The organism is Mucilaginibacter sp. (assembly GCF_039925265.1).
Taxonomy (GTDB): Bacteria; Bacteroidota; Bacteroidia; order Sphingobacteriales; family Sphingobacteriaceae; genus Mucilaginibacter.
In genome coordinates this window covers 1-19,275 of record NZ_JBDSZG010000043.1, presented here as the reverse complement: position 1 = coordinate 19,275, position 19,275 = coordinate 1, and the positions used below count along the sequence as shown (strand labels likewise).

At 41.7% G+C, this 19,275-nt stretch carries 18 protein-coding genes; 5 read left to right on the top strand and 13 right to left on the bottom strand.

The genetic code is table 11. From position 1 onward, the window contains the following. Position 1: 1 nt before the first annotated feature. The 5 genes from ABIX36_RS20080 to ABIX36_RS20060 are packed head-to-tail and all read left to right on the top strand — an operon-like array spanning position 2 to position 3,709. Positions 2–409, top strand: a complete 408-nt coding sequence (locus tag ABIX36_RS20080; protein ID WP_348083957.1) for a hypothetical protein — start codon at positions 2–4, stop codon at positions 407–409. Continuing rightward, positions 399–1,412, top strand: a complete 1,014-nt coding sequence (locus ABIX36_RS20075; protein WP_348083956.1) for a BtrH N-terminal domain-containing protein — start codon at positions 399–401, stop codon at positions 1,410–1,412. Before ABIX36_RS20080 ends, ABIX36_RS20075 begins: the two co-directional genes overlap by 11 nt. Continuing rightward, entirely contained in the window at positions 1,409–2,158 is a 750-nt protein-coding gene (locus tag ABIX36_RS20070; protein WP_348083955.1) for an ABC transporter ATP-binding protein, read from the top strand. The genes ABIX36_RS20075 and ABIX36_RS20070 overlap by 4 nt, the downstream gene beginning before the upstream one ends. Further along, positions 2,151–3,431 (top strand): ABC transporter permease, encoded by a 1,281-nt coding sequence (locus tag ABIX36_RS20065; protein WP_348083954.1) that lies wholly within the window; start codon positions 2,151–2,153, stop codon positions 3,429–3,431. The genes ABIX36_RS20070 and ABIX36_RS20065 overlap by 8 nt, the downstream gene beginning before the upstream one ends. A 14-nt stretch (positions 3,432–3,445) precedes the next feature. After that, a complete protein-coding gene (locus ABIX36_RS20060; RefSeq protein WP_348083953.1) occupies positions 3,446–3,709 on the top strand; it encodes a phosphopantetheine-binding protein in 264 nt (87 codons plus the stop codon). Here the strand turns inward: ABIX36_RS20060 and ABIX36_RS20055 are convergent. From ABIX36_RS20055 to ABIX36_RS19995, 13 genes are all read right to left on the bottom strand, one after another. Next, positions 3,702–4,070, bottom strand: a complete 369-nt coding sequence (locus tag ABIX36_RS20055) for a hypothetical protein (RefSeq protein ID WP_348083952.1) — start codon at positions 4,068–4,070, stop codon at positions 3,702–3,704. The genes ABIX36_RS20060 and ABIX36_RS20055 overlap by 8 nt on opposite strands. Continuing rightward, on the bottom strand, positions 4,064–5,128 hold the full coding sequence (locus tag ABIX36_RS20050; RefSeq protein WP_348083951.1) for a beta-ketoacyl synthase chain length factor: 1,065 nt from the start codon (positions 5,126–5,128) through the stop codon (positions 4,064–4,066). The genes ABIX36_RS20055 and ABIX36_RS20050 overlap by 7 nt, the downstream gene beginning before the upstream one ends. A 1-nt stretch (position 5,129) precedes the next feature. Further along, positions 5,130–6,953 (bottom strand): beta-ketoacyl-[acyl-carrier-protein] synthase family protein, encoded by a 1,824-nt coding sequence (locus ABIX36_RS20045; RefSeq protein WP_348083950.1) that lies wholly within the window; start codon positions 6,951–6,953, stop codon positions 5,130–5,132. A 6-nt stretch (positions 6,954–6,959) separates the two neighbouring features. Next, entirely contained in the window at positions 6,960–8,090 is a 1,131-nt protein-coding gene (locus tag ABIX36_RS20040; protein WP_348083949.1) for a beta-ketoacyl synthase N-terminal-like domain-containing protein, read from the bottom strand. Then, complete coding sequence (locus tag ABIX36_RS20035) at positions 8,090–8,452, bottom strand: 3-hydroxyacyl-ACP dehydratase (protein ID WP_348083948.1); 363 nt, start codon at positions 8,450–8,452, stop codon at positions 8,090–8,092. Before ABIX36_RS20035 ends, ABIX36_RS20040 begins: the two co-directional genes overlap by 1 nt. A 60-nt stretch (positions 8,453–8,512) precedes the next feature. Next, entirely contained in the window at positions 8,513–9,241 is a 729-nt protein-coding gene (gene fabG, locus ABIX36_RS20030) for a 3-oxoacyl-ACP reductase FabG (protein ID WP_348083947.1), read from the bottom strand. A gap of 10 nt (positions 9,242–9,251) precedes the next feature. Next, positions 9,252–10,802 (bottom strand): aromatic amino acid ammonia-lyase, encoded by a 1,551-nt coding sequence (locus ABIX36_RS20025; protein ID WP_348083946.1) that lies wholly within the window; start codon positions 10,800–10,802, stop codon positions 9,252–9,254. A gap of 113 nt (positions 10,803–10,915) precedes the next feature. Beyond that, positions 10,916–12,193, bottom strand: coding sequence for an AMP-binding protein (locus ABIX36_RS20020; protein ID WP_348083945.1), 1,278 nt, complete (start codon positions 12,191–12,193; stop codon positions 10,916–10,918). Then, a complete protein-coding gene (gene acpS, locus ABIX36_RS20015; protein WP_348083944.1) occupies positions 12,190–12,570 on the bottom strand; it encodes a holo-ACP synthase in 381 nt (126 codons plus the stop codon). Before acpS ends, ABIX36_RS20020 begins: the two co-directional genes overlap by 4 nt. A 55-nt stretch (positions 12,571–12,625) precedes the next feature. Beyond that, on the bottom strand, positions 12,626–13,426 hold the full coding sequence (locus ABIX36_RS20010; RefSeq protein ID WP_348083943.1) for a PHB depolymerase family esterase: 801 nt from the start codon (positions 13,424–13,426) through the stop codon (positions 12,626–12,628). A 1,371-nt stretch (positions 13,427–14,797) separates the two neighbouring features. Further along, the gene (locus ABIX36_RS20005; RefSeq protein ID WP_348083942.1) at positions 14,798–17,971 is read right to left on the bottom strand and encodes a PVC-type heme-binding CxxCH protein; all 3,174 of its coding nucleotides are present in this window, start codon (positions 17,969–17,971) and stop codon (positions 14,798–14,800) included. A 13-nt stretch (positions 17,972–17,984) separates the two neighbouring features. Continuing rightward, complete coding sequence (locus ABIX36_RS20000; RefSeq protein WP_348083941.1) at positions 17,985–18,911, bottom strand: TIM barrel protein; 927 nt, start codon at positions 18,909–18,911, stop codon at positions 17,985–17,987. A 191-nt stretch (positions 18,912–19,102) separates the two neighbouring features. Further along, on the bottom strand, positions 19,103–19,261 hold the full coding sequence (locus ABIX36_RS19995) for a hypothetical protein (RefSeq protein WP_348083973.1): 159 nt from the start codon (positions 19,259–19,261) through the stop codon (positions 19,103–19,105). Positions 19,262–19,275: the final 14 nt, after the last annotated feature.

Here is a 19,275-nt window from a genome sequence, read left to right as displayed (position 1 = left end):
AATGAAAAAGCAAGACGTTCCGCAGGACTTGAGCTCGTTGGGTAAGGTCACCAAAGAGGTTTGCTACGCCACTGACGAATTGGGGAAGTACGTGACCGAGCTTAGCCGTGGCTGGGATATAAAAATTACTGCGCTCGATACTGCATGGGGCGACGTTGAATTACGCATTGCCGATGCACGCCAAAAAGTATTGAATAAGCAAGCAAGCCCGATATTGTTTTTTATGGAAAAGGGCTTAATGGATATTGGTATTTTAGCCGGTTATACCGGCTTTTGGCAATGGCAGATAAAACGACATTTAAAACCCAATGTGTTTGCCAAATTACCCCTCGAAAAATTACAACGCTATGCTGAAGTATTTAATGTAAGTGTTGATGATCTTAAAAACATGACTGTACATGGAACTTAGTTTTGAACACCTACAGTCGGCGCACTGCGAAAATGGGGTTACCCGAAGTTTATTAAACAATATAGGCGTTAGCCAGATAACAGAACCGCTGGCGTTTGGCATTGGGTCGGGATTATTCTTTGTTTACATTCCATTACTCAAAATAAACAACGGGCCGGTGATAGCCTTTAGGGTAATGCCCGGTTTGATATTTAAACGCACCTGCAAAGCGTTGGGGATCGAGATAGTTCGAAAAAAGTTTAGCTCGAAGGAAAAAGCAAAAGTGTTTTTAGATGAATGCCTTGCCGATGGGCATCCGGTAGGTTGCCAGGTTGGCGTTTACTACCTTTCATATTTTCCTAAAGAATACCGCTTCCACTTTAACGCGCATAACCTTATCGTTTATGGGCACGATGAAGATCATTATCTGATCAGCGATCCCATAATGGAAAATACTACCATTTTAAGCGATTATGAATTAGAGCGTGTTCGATTTGCTAAAGGGACGCTCGCTCCTAATGGGCAAATCTATTATCCAAAAACAGCGTCCGTTGTTACTAACGACCAAATAAAAAAAGGGATCATAACCGGAATTAAAAAAACCGTTAACGATATGCTATCGCCAATGCCGATATTGGGCGTAAATGGAATTAAGTATACCGGTAACCGTATAAAAAAGTGGCGCGACAGCTTGGGCGAAAAAAAATCAGGCTTGTACCTCGCACAACTCGTACGCATGCAGGAAGAAATAGGCACCGGTGGCGGCGGGTTCCGTTATATTTATGCTGCGTTTCTGCAAGAGGCCCACGCCTATCACCCGGCTGACGAATTATTAGAGATCTCAAAAACATTCACCCAATCGGGCGATCTATGGCGCACTGCTGCAGTACAGGCCGCGGGTATTTTTAAAGGCCGCATTGGTAGCCAGCACGATTTTAATGTAATGGGCGATTATTTATTAGAGATAGCCGAAATAGAGCGGAGAGCCTTTGTAGCTTTATCTAAAATTAACTGGAAGACATGAAGCTATCTGCGGTAAACATCAGCAATCTAACCTTTAGCTATCCCGGGCAACCTGTTCCAATACTGTCAAACTTCGATCTTGAAATAGCAAAAGGCGAGCGATTTGGCTTGTTTGGCCCAAATGGCGCCGGCAAAACAACCCTAATGAATTTGATGACCGGCTTGTTGATTTTCGAAACAGGGAGCATACAGCTTCTTGATGTAAAAATCAACAACCATCGAAAATTGGCAAACAAGTTATTTGGCTATGTGCCCCAAGATTTTTCGTTTTACCAGGAACTTAGCCCGGCTGAAAACCTGGAGTTTTTTGGTGCCTGGTACGGCTTAAGCAGGCAACAGATAAAACTCCGAACAAATGAGTTATTAAACGTTTTAGGATTGGAGGACGCACGAAACAAGCCCGTAGAGAAATTTTCCGGTGGTATGAAAAGGCGGGTAAATTTGGCTATAGGTGTAATGCACAACCCTGCGTTGCTATTTTTAGACGAGCCGACCGTGGGTGTTGATGTTCAAACCCGTTTTGCTATAATTGATTACCTTAAACAATTGAACGAAAACGGAACCACCCTAATATACACATCACACCAGTTAAGTGAGGCTGAAGGCTTGTGCGAGCGAATAGCATTAATTGATGACGGAAAAATAATTGTGAACGATAATTTAGACGCTTTATTGGTAAAACACAAACAAATTGGGCTTGAAGGCCTGTTTTTAAATTTAACCGGTAAAAACTACAGGGATGTTTAAACTTTGGGCTACCATTATTAAGGACATTCGTATACTAACCCGAGACAAAGTTGGCATATTGCTCATGTTCGGCATGCCCATACTTTTGGTAATTATTGTTACCAGCATCCAGAACAGCACGTTCCAATTGATCGATAAAAATAAAATATCTTTATTGATAGCCAATAGAGATACAGGCAAGATTAGCAAAGAGTTTATTCAATCTATAGATAAAATAGGTATGTTTAAACTCGTCCCGCTCCCAAAAAACGAGAGCAATGCTACAGTAATGGCGCGCATGAAAGGCAAGGATGCCCTGCTGGCCCTCATCATCCCAAACGATTTTTCTGTGAAGATGGACGGAAAGGCGAAAATAATTGCCGGTAAAGCACTAAATACATTTGGTTTGGAGAGTAATAAAACCGACCCCAACTCTGGCAACGTTGGCCCTATAACATTATATTACCAACCTATACTGCAAGAGTCGTTCCGGCGATCTGTCCAGGGTGCCATATATAGCGCGCTACAACTAATTGAAAGTAAGCAGATATTAAAAAACCTATATTTTTCCATTAACGAAAAGCCCTTACCGGCCCGGCTGGAGAACGAATTACTTGATAACAAGATAACAATAAACGAAATACCGGTTTCCAAAAACGGGAGTCGCAGCAACCCCAACGCGTCGCAGCATAACGTGCCAGCATGGACCCTCTTCGCCATGTTTTTCGTAGTAATTTCCTTAGGTGGAAGCATGGTTCGCGAAAAATTGAGTGGAAGCTTTATCAGACTTAAAACGCTTCCTACTAACTACATGGTTGCTTTGATCTCCAAACAAATAACCTACCTCGCCGTTACTATGTTGCAGGCGGCTGTCATATTTGCTATAGGTATTTGGTTATTTCCGCTGATCCATCTACCAGCGCTAAACCTGCCGGTGGATGTTTTTGGATTGATCATTGTATCATTAATATGCGGTTGGTGTGCGGTAAGCTATGCCATTTGTATTGGCGTTTTTGCACATACGCCAGAGCAGGCGAACGGATTTGGTGCGGTTTCTATAGTTATACTTGCCGCTATCGGCGGGTTAATGGTGCCCAGTTTTGCAATGCCCCAATCATTTGCCCTCGTGATGAAGCTTTCGCCAATGCATTGGTGCCTTGAAGCCTACTACGGTTTATTTTTAGAGGGTGGCACCCTAAACGATGTTTTGATAAATATTATACCTTTATTGCTGATTACAATATGCCTGCAAGCGTTAAGTATAGCTGGTTTGAAAATGAAAAATTTAATTTGAATAAATAAAGCTAAATGGAAGTTCAAGAATTAAAACAACAATTAAAATTACAAATTATAGAGTTTCTTAACCTGTCGCCTCTAACCCCAGAAGAAATTAAAGACGATGAACCATTATTTGGCGACGGGCTTGGATTAGATTCGATAGATTCACTTGAACTGATCGTTTTACTAAAAAAAGAGTACGGAATAATTATTCAAGACCCTAAAGAAGGCCGCAAAATATTGGTGGATGTAAACACCATTGTTGATTATATTAATAAAAACAGAACTAAGTAAGCCGCACGAAAATTGCTTTTAGCTTAAGGCACGTCGAATCGCCGGCCATCATAGCCGCGATGATTTCGACTGATGCATCTATTTTTTTATAGTTGATATTAACCTTTAAACAATTAATTATAGTTGGATCTACCTGCATTAAAAATTTAATGCTACTTGCCTTTTTTAGGATTAATTGTTCGCCGAGGGCTTCTTGCAAAACTTCTTTTATTATTTGTAGCATACAGGCACCCGGCAAAACCGGATGACCTGGAAAATGTCCTTCAAATATTTCATCATCTGCATTAATAGTAACCACAGCTTCAATTTCCGTTTCTCGGCGGGCAATTTTAGTGATGGCAAAAAGCCTGTCTTTCAACATGTAGATACCAGCATTAGTGAATGATATAAGTTGAGGTAGTGATTATAAATAAGTATCGTTTTGGGCATGATATTTTCAGCCCCGACCTCCAATACCGAAGCGGGCACCTTTCCGCTTTTAACAATGTTGGCGGCCATCCACAAAGCGAAAGCAGACGAAGTTGGATATTCGCCACACAAATGTTTGTAATTTGCTGTGGCGCAATTGTTAAAAGTGGTGTTCGCTAACTGGTCGTAGCCTGCGTCATTTTTAAGATCGCCGTTTTTTCCGGTTATCACCAGGTCAACGTCAGCTATGCTTAAATTATATTTCTTTAAAAAAGCTATAATACGTGCTTCTATATCGTCTATGCCTATAGGCTTATAAAAATTTTGCATTCCTGTTAGCTCCGCCAGGTTAACAGCGGATGCCTTATCACTCAACAAAACAAAGGCTGCACCTTCGCCACCAATAGTACCCGTAGAATTGGTTTTAAACAACGATAAATTTGAACCCCGAAACCTTTTATATAAGCCGAGCCTTTTCAAAATAGTATAACTAACATCCGTCATTTCGTCGGTACCGCCAACCAGTACGTTATCAGCCTCCCCTTCGTTCAATAACATTATGCCATCAAGCAACGCACTTTCAAACGAAATCCCTTTGTGTACGAAAGTGTTATTATAGCTATGGCATTTTAGCATTAAGGCTATCTGCGCTGCAACTGTATTATGAGTTGATTGAATAAATGCCGTTGGCGGAAGCATTTCCTCGTCCATATCAATCATCCTGGTTAAAAATGTCACCGTATCTTCCAGGCAGCCATAAGCCGTACCGGTAATTACGGCACCCGGCATGGTTATTTCGCCGTTTCGCAAACATTCCATAGCTGCACCTACACCCATTTTAATAACGTGGCTCATTCTCCTGGTGAGCTTTGGGTCGAGATAAGCAGAATAATCTGGCTCAATTGCCTTTAATCGAGTATCGTTATATTCAACCGGGTTGGTAAGCAAATCATCCTGGTGCAATGTTTTTTGCGGTGAAATGCAGGCGGCCGAGCGGATATAAATTTTCATATTAAATTTTAGAAAATATTAATGATGAACAATTACCGCCAAAACCAAACGAATTAGACATAACGTGGCTAATCGCCTGTCCTTTTTTAAATCTTGTTTCGGGTTCGAATGAAAACTCGTGCATCTTGGTTTCAAACCGCAGGTTTGGATAAATTAACCCATGTTTTATAGCTAATACAGAAAATACAGCTTCAATACCTCCGCTGGCTCCCAAAGTATGCCCTGTAAATGATTTAGTAGAACTCATAGGTGGATAATGTGGATCAAACAAACGTTTAACAGCTGTTCCTTCGGCATTGTCGTTGTTTGGCGTACCCGTTCCATGAAGATTGATATAATCAATATCAGATGTAGTTAATCCCGCCTTTTCTAAAGCCCCCTTCATAGCCAGGTATGAGCCGGTCCCCTCAGGCGACGAAGCTGTTTGATGGAAAGCATCGTTACTGTTATTATATCCACTCAATTTGCAATAAGCAGACTGGTTTAATGTTTTCATTACTTTCTCAGAGACCAATACAACATACCCGGCACCCTCACCTAAATTTAAGCCGCGCCGATTTTCATCAAAGGGTTTACAAAATTCCTTATCCAATATCATCAGGGTGTTAAAGCCATTGAGTGTGAATTTTGTTAAAGCATCTGCCCCGCCTGCTACCACGATATCTACCACATCATTTCTGATGAGTCTCGCGCCATAAAAGATGGCATTAGCCGATGAAGAACAAGCAGTGCTAATGGTGGTCATATAATCCTTTATCCCCAGTTGATTTGCCACAACTTCGGTCATGCTGCCGCATTCGTGATCAAAAACATTCTTAAGTTTTCCTTTGCTGTTATTGGCAATAAAATCTATAAAGAAATCCTCGCTCTTATCCATTCCTCCCACTGTATTAGCCGAAACAAAACCAATGCGCAATGTTTCTATGCCAGGTATCGCAGCGTCCTTTAGTGCCTCTTTGGCAGCAGTTAAGCTTAATAAGGTAGTTCGGCTCATTGCCACCTCCATGCCATTAATATCAGCAAGCTCTACGTTGGTCATTTTCACTTCGGCTACTGGCACTTTGCCGGCATGTACGGTATCCAAATGTGTAATATTAGCCATCCCCGCCTCGCCTTTCTCAAAGGATGATAAGCACTCGGCAACATTATTGCCAATTGCAGTAATAACTCCAATACCGGCTATAAAAACGTCTTGCAGGGGCTTTTTATTCTCAAATATCTTAGTCACTTTTTCTTTTGTAAACAGCGTCACGTCGCCGGTTTTTACTTTTTCGATCAAAAATAATGCGGCTTTGTATTCCTTGCCGAGCAATTCAACCCAGCCGCAAATACAAGCCTGTAAAACGTCATCATCAAGTAGCTTGCCAACATAATTTGTGATGAAACCGGCATCAAAATCTTCCGCTATAAAAAAGGCATCTTCCCCCTTAAAATGATTACGAATACATATTTCGCCTGTTACAATATTGGGAAGTGTATAAACAAATAACGATGGACTGGCACCGTCAGCTACGCTTTTTAAATATCGCTGGTCGGTATCCAAACTCGAATTTCGATTTGACAAGATAACGCCAATATCTTCGGGCTTGTATTTTGTTTTATCAAAACCACCACTTAACAGTATTTCGGATGCGAGCCAACCTAACTTGTTCAGGTTATCCATTTTATAATACCTGGCGTAATTGGTATCCAACGTTTTATAAACGGCATTCAAAAATCCAGGGACATCTATTGCAGCCTGCTCTGAAAGCAAAACAGCGCCGTTTTTGTAAACCGTATGGTTACTGATGATACAACTCGAAGTAATATAGTTATCCTGTTTCAAAACCCTTTATTTTTTACTAAATATTACGGCGGCATTGCATCCGCCAAAACCTGAGGCCGTTTTTAGACAGTTTTGATAACGTCCGCTCAATAATTCCGTACAAATATTTAAGCTATCGGTTGTACCGATTTCCTCGAAACCCAACGAAGGGATCATAATATTTTGCTTTAATGATTGTATGGCGATAATGGACTCTATTAAACCCGCGGCTCCCAGTGTATGCCCATAATAACCTTTTAAACTATTTATAGGTATGTGTTGCATATTAGCAAGGGTGATGGCTTTGGCTTCCATTTCATCATTATATACGGTGGCTGTACCATGCGCCGAAATAAAATCGATATCGGTGTTACGCAAATTTGCCTCAGCAAGCGATTTGGTAATGGCCTGTTTAAGCTCTTCGCCCGTGCGTGATGGGGCCGAAATATGATTGGCATCGTTACTTACGGCGCCACCGGTTACTTTAATGTCATCGCCGCTATTTTGATGTGCCGATAAAATCATGGTAGCTGCCCCCTCGCCCAACGTAATACCATCACGACCGATATCAAAAGGTTTGCACGGGCCTGAACTGATGGCTTGAAATGACCCAAAACCCGAAAGAATAAATTTCGAGATCTCATCGGCCCCTGCAATTACTACATTGTCATATTCGCCCGATAGTATTAATCGCTTGCCGGTAATAATACCCATTAAACCAGATATGCAGGCGTTGGAAATAATCAAAGGCTGGCCGGTAAAACCAAAATGATCTGCTATCAATTTTGCTGAAGCTGATAAGGAAATACGCTGCTGCAACACCGGTGTATTGTCACCAGTCTCCAAGAGGCTAATATTGCCTTTAGTTGAGCAAATGATCAGGGCTGTTCTGTAAGCTAAATTGCAGGTATACTGTTTAAGCGCATCTGTTATGGATGCGATGATCAGCCGTTCAAATTTAGTGTAATGCGTACTCCCCCCCTTTAATATGGCTTCATTATCATCAAACAGGGAAGCATAAAATGGTTCGTCAGCAAGCAGTTTATTGCGATGTTTCCGGACTCCAGTTTTACCGGCTTTAAGGCGCTCAAAATTATCGGCGGTGGTAGCACCAATTGGCGATAAAATATTATCAGCAGTAATAAAAACATCTGCCATTATTGATCAATATAAACGTTCATTTCACATTGTGCAACAAGGTTGCCGTTAGATCTTACAACCCCGGAAATGATGGTTGCGTTAAGCACTTTTTCTACTATGCGCACATCGGTTATTAATTTGTCGACGATACGCGGCAAGTCAAAAACTTCAAAGTTCTTAACGGATCCAATAAATCCTTTACTTATCGCGCCATTTTTAATCGAATTGTGATACCCTAAACCCGCAGCGGCCGTCTGTGCCATATTTTCCATAAGACCCCCTTCGGTAAACCGACCGTCAACAACCAACACATTTTCTGCGCTAACCGTAAAGGCGGTTTGTGTGCCGGTGCCATCCGCGTAAAGCAACTCATCAACCATTACAAACGGTGGTTTTTGAGGGATAAATAACAAAATTTCCGGGTAATTCATCTCAAAATTTTAAGAATACAACCCTCCGTTTACAGACAGCACCTGGCCGGTAATATAAGATGCATCAGCAGAAGCTAAAAATCCCACTGCGGACGCAACTTCTTCGGCTGTGCCAAACCTGTTTACAGGTATTGATCGTTTAAGTTCCTTTTCATCAAGATCTGCGGTCATATCGGTCTTTATAAAACCCGGGGCAACGGCATTCACCGTGATCCCACTTCGGCCAACTTCTTGTGCCAACGCTTTGGTAGCACCAATAATACCTGCCTTGGCTGCTGAGTAATTGGTTTGACCGGGCAAACCTTTCAACCCTGATAAGGAGACTACGTTGATAACCCGACCATACCTGTTCATCATCATGCCATCAAGCAACATTCGGGTAACAAAAAAGAAGGCGTCAACACCCGTATGTATCACATTATCCCATTGTTCATCGGTCATCCAGGCCATCAGGCTATCATCTCTAACACCGGCGTTGTTTACCAATACCTCTATAACGTTTTCTGGATTATCTTTTATCCAGCCACTCAAAATGCTCTTTATTTCACCTCTGTTCGCCACATTAAGTTGTAATAATGCGCCGGTACCGCCACTTTGCTCTATCTTCAAAAGGGTCTGCTGCGCTTCAGGTGCATTATTTTTATAATTTACCAGTACATGGTACCCCATAGAGGCAAGTTTAAGGCAAATTGCTCGGCCTATCCCTCTTGATCCCCCGGTAACTAATGCAGTTTTCATCTTACCAAATTTAAGATTTAATTGAAATTGCCGGGTGGTTTGTTTCCAGGAACAGCCGTACCGCTTCCATTTCTTTGTATTTTGGCTGATCCTCAATAAATTTAGGGAACATCTCGCGAACCTGGTTATACAACTCCAGTGTATGAGGTGACAGCTTTTGCTGGCAATTTAAATAATCGATGGCTTGTGCTATGGTCATTAATTGTATGCCCAACACCGCAAATGCGTTATCTATAACTTTTTTTGTCATTAACGCGGCGTTGCATCCCATGCTCACTATATCCTGGTTATCATTATTATTAGGGATACTATGAACATACATTGGGAACGACAATGTTTGGTTTTCGGCAACAGTTGATGTTGCTGTAAATTGCATTCCCTGCATACCGAAGTTTAAACCTAAAACGCCGAGATTTATAAAAGGTGGAAATTTTTGATTTAGCTTGTCATTCAACAAATAATTTAGCTGGCGCTCTGCCAGCATAGACAATTTGGTAATTGCGATCTTCAGTTTATCCATTTCAAGCGATACATAATCGCCGTGAAAATTGCCTCCGTGAAAAATATTTTGATTAACATGATCCACTACCGGATTATCGTTAACAGAATTCAGCTCATTCACCAATACGTTTTCGGCATTGGTTATGGTATCGTATATTGGGCCCAGAACCTGCGTAACGCAGCGGAGCGAGTAATACTCTTGCACCTTATCTTCAAAAACATCGTGTTTTATTCCATCTGCATGGTACAAATGTTTTGAGCGGCTTCGTATCATTTTACTGCCCTCTAAAATTTCGCGCAGCATTGCCGCCACTTTGTTTTGGCCTATGTGATGCTTAACAATGTTTAATTGCTGTGAGTAATGATCGTCATATGCCTCAACTACTTCGTTGGTCATTGCCGAAAGCATTGCCGACCAACCCAATAGCTTTTGCGCTTGTATAATGTTCACCAAGCCGATGCCCGTCATAGCCGATGTGCCATTGATAGTAGCCAAACCCTCGCGGACATGAATAGACAAAGGTGTAACGCCGAGGCTTTTAAATACGTCGGCAGTGGGGCGTAAGCAGTCTTCGTATATTACCTCCCCTTCGCCTATAAGTACCAGGCCTAAATGGGCCAATTGAACCAAGTCGCCACTGGCGCCCACTCCTCCGTGTTCGTAAATACACGGCGTTACATTTTTATTAATCAGATCGCGAAGTAATTCCACGATATCTTGATGTATACCCGAAAAGCCCTGCATTAAACTGTTCAAACGCGCCACCATCAACGCTTTAACAAGTAAAGGCGATAAAAGCACCCCACTGCCCGAACTATGGCTGCGAATTAAATTATATTGCAGTTGCAATAAATTCTCTTCGCTTACCTTGTATTGGGCCATTGGCCCAAAACCCGTATTTATACCATAAATAAGTTTGTTTGACGAAAATTGCTGGAGAAACTCAAAATTGGTGTTTATGTTTTCTAAAGCAGCTTCGGGTAGGGTGATCGCTTTGTTCTTGAATAGGACGTCAGAGAGGTCATTTAAAGTAAGGACGCTTTGTCCAACTGGTATCATAGGCTAATTATATAAGTTCAAAAGCATCTACCATCAAATATAGGTTTTTGTTTATTCAATCGGCGGTTTATATCCCGTTGACGATTAAAACGCAGGTAGATGTTACTATACGTTCAAATTCTTTTATCAAAAAACTTAGTTATTTTTCGGCCAGTTTCCTGGTCCTGCATTTTTTTTAGTTGTTCATAAGTTATATATTCTACATGAGGGCTAACTCTTAGGCGGGCCTGCAGGTAAGCCCTTATCCCGTTATCGCAGGCTTTGGTTGTATTAAACGGCACTATATGCAACAATACTTCGTCCATCCCTATCTCGTTAGAATAAACTTCAACAACAAAATCAAGAACATCTTCAATCTCGGTAAGCAAGTCGAATAGCGCAGGGGGATAAAGAGTGGTGCCCTTAAATTTAATCATCTGCCTTTTTCGGCCGATGACGGACGATAAACGCAAACTGGTGCGGCCGCAGGCGCAGGCATCGTCAAAATACATACAAATATCGCCCGTTTTATATCGCAGTAAGGGCATGCCTTCAACACCTAACGTTGTGATAGTAACTTCGCCGGGTGTATTGGGGGGTACTTGTTGATCATGATCATCAAGTAATTCAACAATAAGTAAATCAGGTTGCAAATGGCCGCCATTACCAGCGCTGCATTCTGTAAAAGCGGTTTGCATTTCTGTTGAAGCATATGTAGAATAAAGTTGAATATCCCAAACCTCGGTTATCTTCTTCCCCAGAATGTTATAGCTGAAATCGGCATTACGAATATTTTCGCCAATACAGATCGCTTTCTTTACAGACGACCTATTGATATCTATATTGTTATCCCGGGCAAATTGAATGAGTTTTAAAATAAATGAGGGAACGGCCACAATACCCGTAGGTTTTAAACGCCCTATAGTTTCCCATTGCAAGGACGGAACGCCCGGACCTAACCGGATAATGCCCGCGCCCAATTTGCGTAAACCCGAGTAGTAAGCTATCCCAGCCATAAATTGCCTGTCCAGCGTCAGCATCAACTGATAAATATCGCTGGCCGATCCATCGGCGCACACAAACGAATTATATTCATTTAGCGTCAGTCTGCGTAAGTCGCTCTCGGTAAGAGCAATTGTAACAGGGCTGCCTAACGTGCCTGATGTGGACGCATACTCAATGATCTTATCACTATCTACACATAAAAAATCACCATTCCGTTGCTGTAAATCTTCCTTGGTTGTAGTTGGCAGTGCCGAAAGGTTTGCAATAGTTTCAATTTTGGAAACGTCTACAGCATTTTTAGCGAACAATTCCTTGTAAAAAGGTGAGTGTTGGTTAACATACTGTAGCAGTTGCTTCAGTTTTTGCTCTTGTACTATTGCGAAGCTATCTAATGTAGACGAACTCATTCTGCTATTTCTATTATAACTACTGCCGAAGCCATCGATTTGGTGTGAGACAAAGAAACCAAAATTTTAGCAATCCCTTGTCCGCTCAGCGTTTTTTGTGTTTGGCCTGTTAAAACCAATTCCGGTTTGCCCGAGATATCATTTATCACTTCTACTTCGTTAAAGCTGGTGTGGTCTGCCCAGCCGGTTCCCAACGCCTTAAAAAATGCTTCTTTGGCAGCAAAACGAGCAGCGTAATGTTCAAATTTATTCGTTTTTAATTCACAATAAATTATTTCGCGTTCGGAGAACACCAACTCTTTAAATCCGTTGGCTTTTATCAACTTTTGAGCAATCCGTTCAACGTCCACAAGATCTGTCCCTACCCCTTTAAGCATATTTGGATATGATAATACTAAGTTTCTCCGCTTTGGCTAAATTAACCAAACCAGTTTAATTTAGTTTATATTGCTTAAAAAAATCCCAAATCACTTGGCAGGCATCTAAATTTTTTGTGGTTTTTCCTACAATAAATTGGGGCAGGTACTGCCAACCTCCGGGCCAGGTGTGCCCGCCATTGTTAATGGTATAACCTACAACTTTAACCCCGTTATTTGGATTGCTGTATTCTTCTTTTACAATACTGGTACCGTCATTTGCATTATCGGGCAAGTTACTAACAACGGGTGTCGATGAACACTTATCAATGGTGGCCCACAACTTAATTGCCTGATCTTGCGAATAGGTTAAACGGCCAAAAAACTTACCCCCTTTGTTCGAAAAAACCGGGTCTTTAGTACCGTGCATATATATTACCGGCATTGGCTTTACCGGCGCGTAGCCTTCATTATCGTTCATACTACCAGCCACAACCGCAATCGCCGCAATCCGGTTGCTCAATTGGCACGCAAGGCGCGAAGTCATAAACCCCCCATTAGATATACCTGTAACATAAACACGTTCCGGGTCAGCATGATACGTTTTGACCATATACGTGATCAGTTGATCTATGAATTTAACATCATCGATACCTTTATTGTTACGCCCATCATGCCAGATGTGTTTTGATGCAGGGCACACAACAATAAATTTATCTTTGTCTGCTAATGGTCTGAAATCAGCTAAATGAAACTGGCCCTTTGGTGTTGCAAAGCCTCCGTGCAACGAAATAACCATGGGCATTTTTATATTTTTTTTGTCGGCCATTTGTGGGATGTACCTTACGTATGCGCGTTCGATGCCGTTAACGTCCATACTTTCTCGTTTTTGATCGCCGTTATACGTATTCGGTTTATTAAGAAACAAACACAGCGATAAAAGAATACAATTCATTTGAATAAGTTTTTCTTATTACATACTGTAAAAAAAGCCATTTAGTTTTAACATAGATTTAATTTAAACAATACCCTATAATCACGGTTATACTTATTATAAATTACATTGCAACAAATGAAAACGTTTAAAGTATTGATTTTAGCCCTTGTGGCCATGTTTGTTTTTATTAAGGCCGATGCGCAAGTGAAATTACCGCCACCACCGCCCCATCCGCCTCTACCGCATATAAGTTTACATTTAAAACGCCCACCTGCTCCACCACGGCGAAGACGATCGGCAGTTGTGCTGCCTAACCGTCCGCGCCGCCATAGGGTAAGGGTTTATCATCATAATTAATAATGCAATAAATCGCGTTACTAAGACCTTTACCATTTATGTATAAAATCGGCAAAGATTAAGCCCCTTATAAGTGGGACAAATATGAAAAGTATTTGCCGCGTGTGATTCGTTTATGGCAAAGGCGTTACCGTTAATAGCCTATGAAAAATATGTTTTTTCTTACAATCTATACAGCGTTTTTGGCTGGCGATTCAGGGCACTTAAAAAAACCTGCACCGTTTCGACGTTGCCGTTGTTTCATTTAAAATAAATTTTGCGTTGACCGCGTATGACGATCATTTTAAATTGGAACCGGTAATCTACGCAGGTGGAAAAGCCGTTCCGCTCCCTTACCGAAAATCGCCTCTTTTTATACAAGAAATGAAAGATAACCAAATTTTTTTCATTCCCGATCGACAGGACAATCGCTTACTCAACTGGTTTGACAAACACTGGTCTTGTTTGACTATTCTAAAAATTCACTTTATGGAGTTTTAGAGTAGCTTTTTCAGCAGAATGGCCGAATGTTAGGAGGTGACCTTTACCCCTTACCGTTCTAAGAGGCCCAGGCTTTTAATCTGGATCATGTTGTAAAGAGTTTGCGCCAATTCGAAAATTAAATCAAATAATTCAACAAAATATCGTATATTAAATTCATAAGCATTTGCGATAATTAAGCCATTTTAGTGGTGACCTATTCGAGACCCGTCAAACTTTATTACACATAAGTATTTGATATACAGGCGGAATTGCTTTTAAAAAACCTCCCTCCGGCTCCACTAAGTTCAATCATAAAACAAAAGCCTGCAAATCAAATGATTGCAGGCTTTTGTTTTATAGTCAAATGTTACTAAATTAATTTACTTACATCAAACTTGTCCATGCAACCCTCATCACAATTGCCTCAAAACGACTTGTTTTATACAATTCTGACTTGTCTCTCCCCCAAAGGCGGCTACTTCTTTATTTTTATTATTCTTTTTTCTTTAAAGAGACAAGGAACGTAAGTAAATCCGCGAATTCTTGTTTTGACATTGTTTGATCAAGGCCGGCCGGCATCATAGAGGTTGACACTTTTTTTATTTGCTTAATATCATTGGTTTTTATTTTCTGAATAGCGCCTCCAGGGTATTTCAATTCGATATCTGTCTCTGTCCGGCTCGAAATAATCCCCATCAGGGTCGACCCATCTTTCATAACAAGCTGTGAGGTCTCATATCCAAAATTAATCCCTGCAGAGGGGTTAACAATAGCATCAAATAATCCCTCCTTTGGTAATTTCGCGCCTATTTCTGATAAATTAGGCCCAAATTCAAAACCAGCTTTATTAGCTCTATGACATACCGAACAGGTTCTGAGGAAAACGGCATTTCCTTTCAGTGCATTTCCTTTTAAAGCAAGTATGGCAGTAAGATTAGCAGAAGGCATCTTGGTTTTAGCAATTTTGACACCATCGGTTTTGGGTAAAAAGGCTTTTGCTTTGTCCAATGTGCTTTTTCTGAGTGTTCCGCTCAAGCCTGCAACAGCTGGTGTAATTAAACTTTGAGGTAATTTTTTTCCCTGAAGCATTTCCAGAACGCGGTCTTCCCCATTTTGGCTTTTACCCAGCATTTGTACCGCCTTTTGACGTGTGGGCATGCTGTACTGACCTGATAAAATCACCTTTGACAGGATAGCTATCGATTCATCGTTGCCTATTGCACCGAGCACTGATAAAACGTTGGACGCCTCTTTTTCATCTTTACCTTTAATAATATTTAGGAAACGAACGTCATCATTAGCTTTAAGTAATAGCCTGGCCGCATCGGCCCCGATTCCTCCGCTCTGATATCCTCCGCTACTCTGAATACCTTTGCTTTTTACCAGATCCATCAATCTATCGGCTTCTGTAGTAATATTATACTGTTTTACCATATCAACAAAATCCTGTGTTCCCGTGTACGAATTTAAAACCAGTTGAACCTGCTCTCTGGATGCAGGCGAATCTGATATATCCTGAGGGTTTAAGGACTTCAATAGCATTGCGCTTAATTGCAAATCTTTACCATTGTTTTCTTCTAATAATTTCACCAAAGCTTTGGATTTATCGGGCTGTGGATAAAAGTCAAAAGCTCTCAGATATCTCAAACGGTATTTTAATGGAACACTTGCATCTTTAGCCAGCTTTACCAGATATGGAAGCGCAATATTTGTACGGGCACGCCACACAATATCTCTGCCTCCGGCTGTTAATAAAGGATCCGGTACTACCTTCAGGTAGGCTGCAAAGAATTGGTCCCATTGCTTGTCGGCCCCGATACCCAGTGCCTCTAAATACCATCTGTCATTGCCATCATGTTTCGCTGCAAGTGCCGCCCATATCGTCGCGGCTTCCGGTTCATTCCGATGCCGTAACGAGATCGCACAATCGCGCCTTACCTGTGCGTCCGGATCATTTACTAAAGCTCCCGCAAGTTTGAGCACATCGGTATTTACTTCTCTTGCCGCCCTTAGCCCGGTTATCCTTAAATCAGGGTCGGGATTGTTGATGGCTTCGGAAAGATATTTTGTGGCCTTTGTTGATTTTGAAAGCACCCACAGCGCTCGGGCACGCATACGGGGATTAGGCGATGTTGACCATAACTTTTCCAACTCCGCTATTGCAAATTCCCCCATTTCGGTTAATGCTACGAAAGCATGCCTGCGAACGTCGAGATTTGGATTTTGCAAGGCAATGACTGCACCCTTCGGAGTGGTATACCCCTGTTCAGGTATTTTATAGGTCGCTTTCATATTTTCCGGAACAACCCGGTATATGCGACCACGCTGAAGATCCCCCACCCGGTGCCCGCCAACGCCGGGATCATACCAGTCGGCTACAATTAAAGAACCATCCGGAGCTGTACAGATATCTGCCGGGCGAAACCATTGGTCCCGTTCGCCATTAAGAATGTTGACGATACCGGCAGTATATCCCGCGCCAGCTTTTTGAACAGGATAGGCCCGAACAACATTATGTCCCGGTTCCGCATGGATCATCCCATTTTGAAACTGCTGCGTTAACAGCGTCCCTTCATAAAAAATCATTCCGGTAGGGGAGCCGGAACCTGTTTGTAAAAGATTGGGGATAACACCCGGATCATTTTGATGCCAGTGACGAAGCGGGATCGAATCTTCCATGTTAATGCGTTTAGCACTCCAGCCCGCACCGGTTACTTCATCCGTGTAGCCATAATTTCCATATTCCATTACGTAATTGATCCGTACCCCTTTATTCCCGTCATCATCATTATCACTTTGCCATATATTTCCATAACTATCTACGGCCGATTCGTATTCGTTCCTGAAATTATGACCCAGGCATTCCACATGAGTACCGTCCGGATCGCAACGGAATAGCATTCCTTCTTTGTATTTTTTAGGTCCTATCTCATCACCATCCTGATCCAGTACCACCTCATTATTTTTATCTCTGAGGGTTTTACCAGCATTCCCAAAATTGAAATATAGTTTACCATCCGGGCCAAATGCGAAGCTGTGCATCCCATGATCATGTTGTACACCGCCTATCCCCTGGAATAGTATTTCTTTTCGGTCGGCTTTACCATCATTATTGTCATCAAAAAAGGCCCAAACATAGGGGCTTTGCGATACCAATACCCGGTTACCTAATACGCACACGCCTAAAGGTGCATTAACCTCGGGGCCCTGATAAAACACCGTGCTTGTTTCCAAACTTCCGTCTCCATCCTTATCTTCTAAAATCAGGATGCGGTCGCCGGCCTCCCTGGGTTTGTTGTGATTAATCTCAAACCGGTAATTATAAGCCTCCGTTACCCAAACCCTCCCTTTTTCATCCACGTCGATATTGGTAGGGTTAATCAACATGGGTTCGGTTGCCATAGTTTCAACACGCAGACCAGGCGCCACGTCGAGCTCCTTCAAGCCATTTTTAGCCAAATGTTTTTGTGCTTCGGTGAGCGGCGTATCAATCGTAGCCAAATTATACGATGAGTGTTTTTCAGGAATATTGGTAAAGGCCCCAAATACTACTAACAAAGGAATCGCCGCGACTAATCCAATTATTAGTAAAAAACGTTTTCTTTTATTGTTGTCCATTTCTATGTTTTCTTTTATTGTTGTCCATTTTTTTATAAAAATACTCAATTCCTCCTGTTTCCTAAATGAAACTATCGGCTTCGCGATAGGCTTTGATCAAAGCCAGCTCGCCTGCTTTACCGGCACCCGCATTGCCGTGTTCCATGCCTACCACTTCTTTGTATCCTTTATCATAAATAAGTTTGAATATGTTTTTGTAATTAATCTCGCCAGTACCGGGTTCGTTGCGGCCAGGATTATCGCCAACCTGGTAATAACCTATTTCATCATAAACCCAATTAAGTGTAGGGATAATGTTGCCCTGGTTGCGTTGTATGTGGTACATGTCATACAAAATTTTGCAAGATGGGCTACCCACCGCTTTACAAATAGCATAAGCTTGATCGGGTGTACGTAAAAACAGGTCTGGGTTATCACTCAGGGGTTCAAGCACCATCATCAGGCCATGGGGTTCAATAATGGCTGTTCCTCTTTTAATGGCTTCAATTACATTGCCTGTTTGTACACCAATAGGCAGGTTGCGCACAAAATCTCCGGGAACAACGGTATACTGTTTACAATTGGTCCGTTTTGCCACTTCCACGGCTTCTTTACAGCTGGCAATAAATTTATCGATGTATTCCGCCTTGCCTGATGCTAACAGGTTGGTATCATTACCTAAACCAGGTTGTACAAAAACGCCCATGGTCATGCCCAACTTGGCAAGTGTATCTCCAATCTTTTTCTGCTGATCAACAGGTCGGCCACCCATCCAATTATCTTCTATACCGCGAAATCCCTGCTCGTAAGCAAATTTAATTTGATCAATAAAATCGCCGCCCGCATGGTTTTTAAACATGCCATCATGTATGCCATAATTTAAATTGAAAGGTTTGCCATTATTAACATTTGGGGTGTTGGCATTTGCTGAATTTGATTTTAAAAGTCCAGTTGTTAATATTGATGCACCTGCCAGTACGGAGTTTTGAACAAAGTTTCTGCGTTTCATAGAACTTATTTTTATTGCGCTTGGTTAGGTTTTGTTTTAATTGGTTGGGTTTATTTTACATGATGAAGCCAATTGTCCTGGTTTTAGATAACCTATCGCGTATAATGAAATTCCGACTGTTACTCCCAGGTTCAATTAATCGCTGATTCGCCGATCCTGCTTTTATTCTTACTACAAATATAGCAGCAGCTTTATTTTTCTGGGGAAACGGAACCAGATAGATGAAAATAGTCAAAGTCAGCCGCTCCCCCTATATTTTTTGTAGCATAATTAAACAAAGCAAACCGATAGCCCATGAAATGCGGGAAGGTATAGGCCATTTTTAATTGTGTGCCCAATGGTATCCACATTTTCCCGTCCAGGC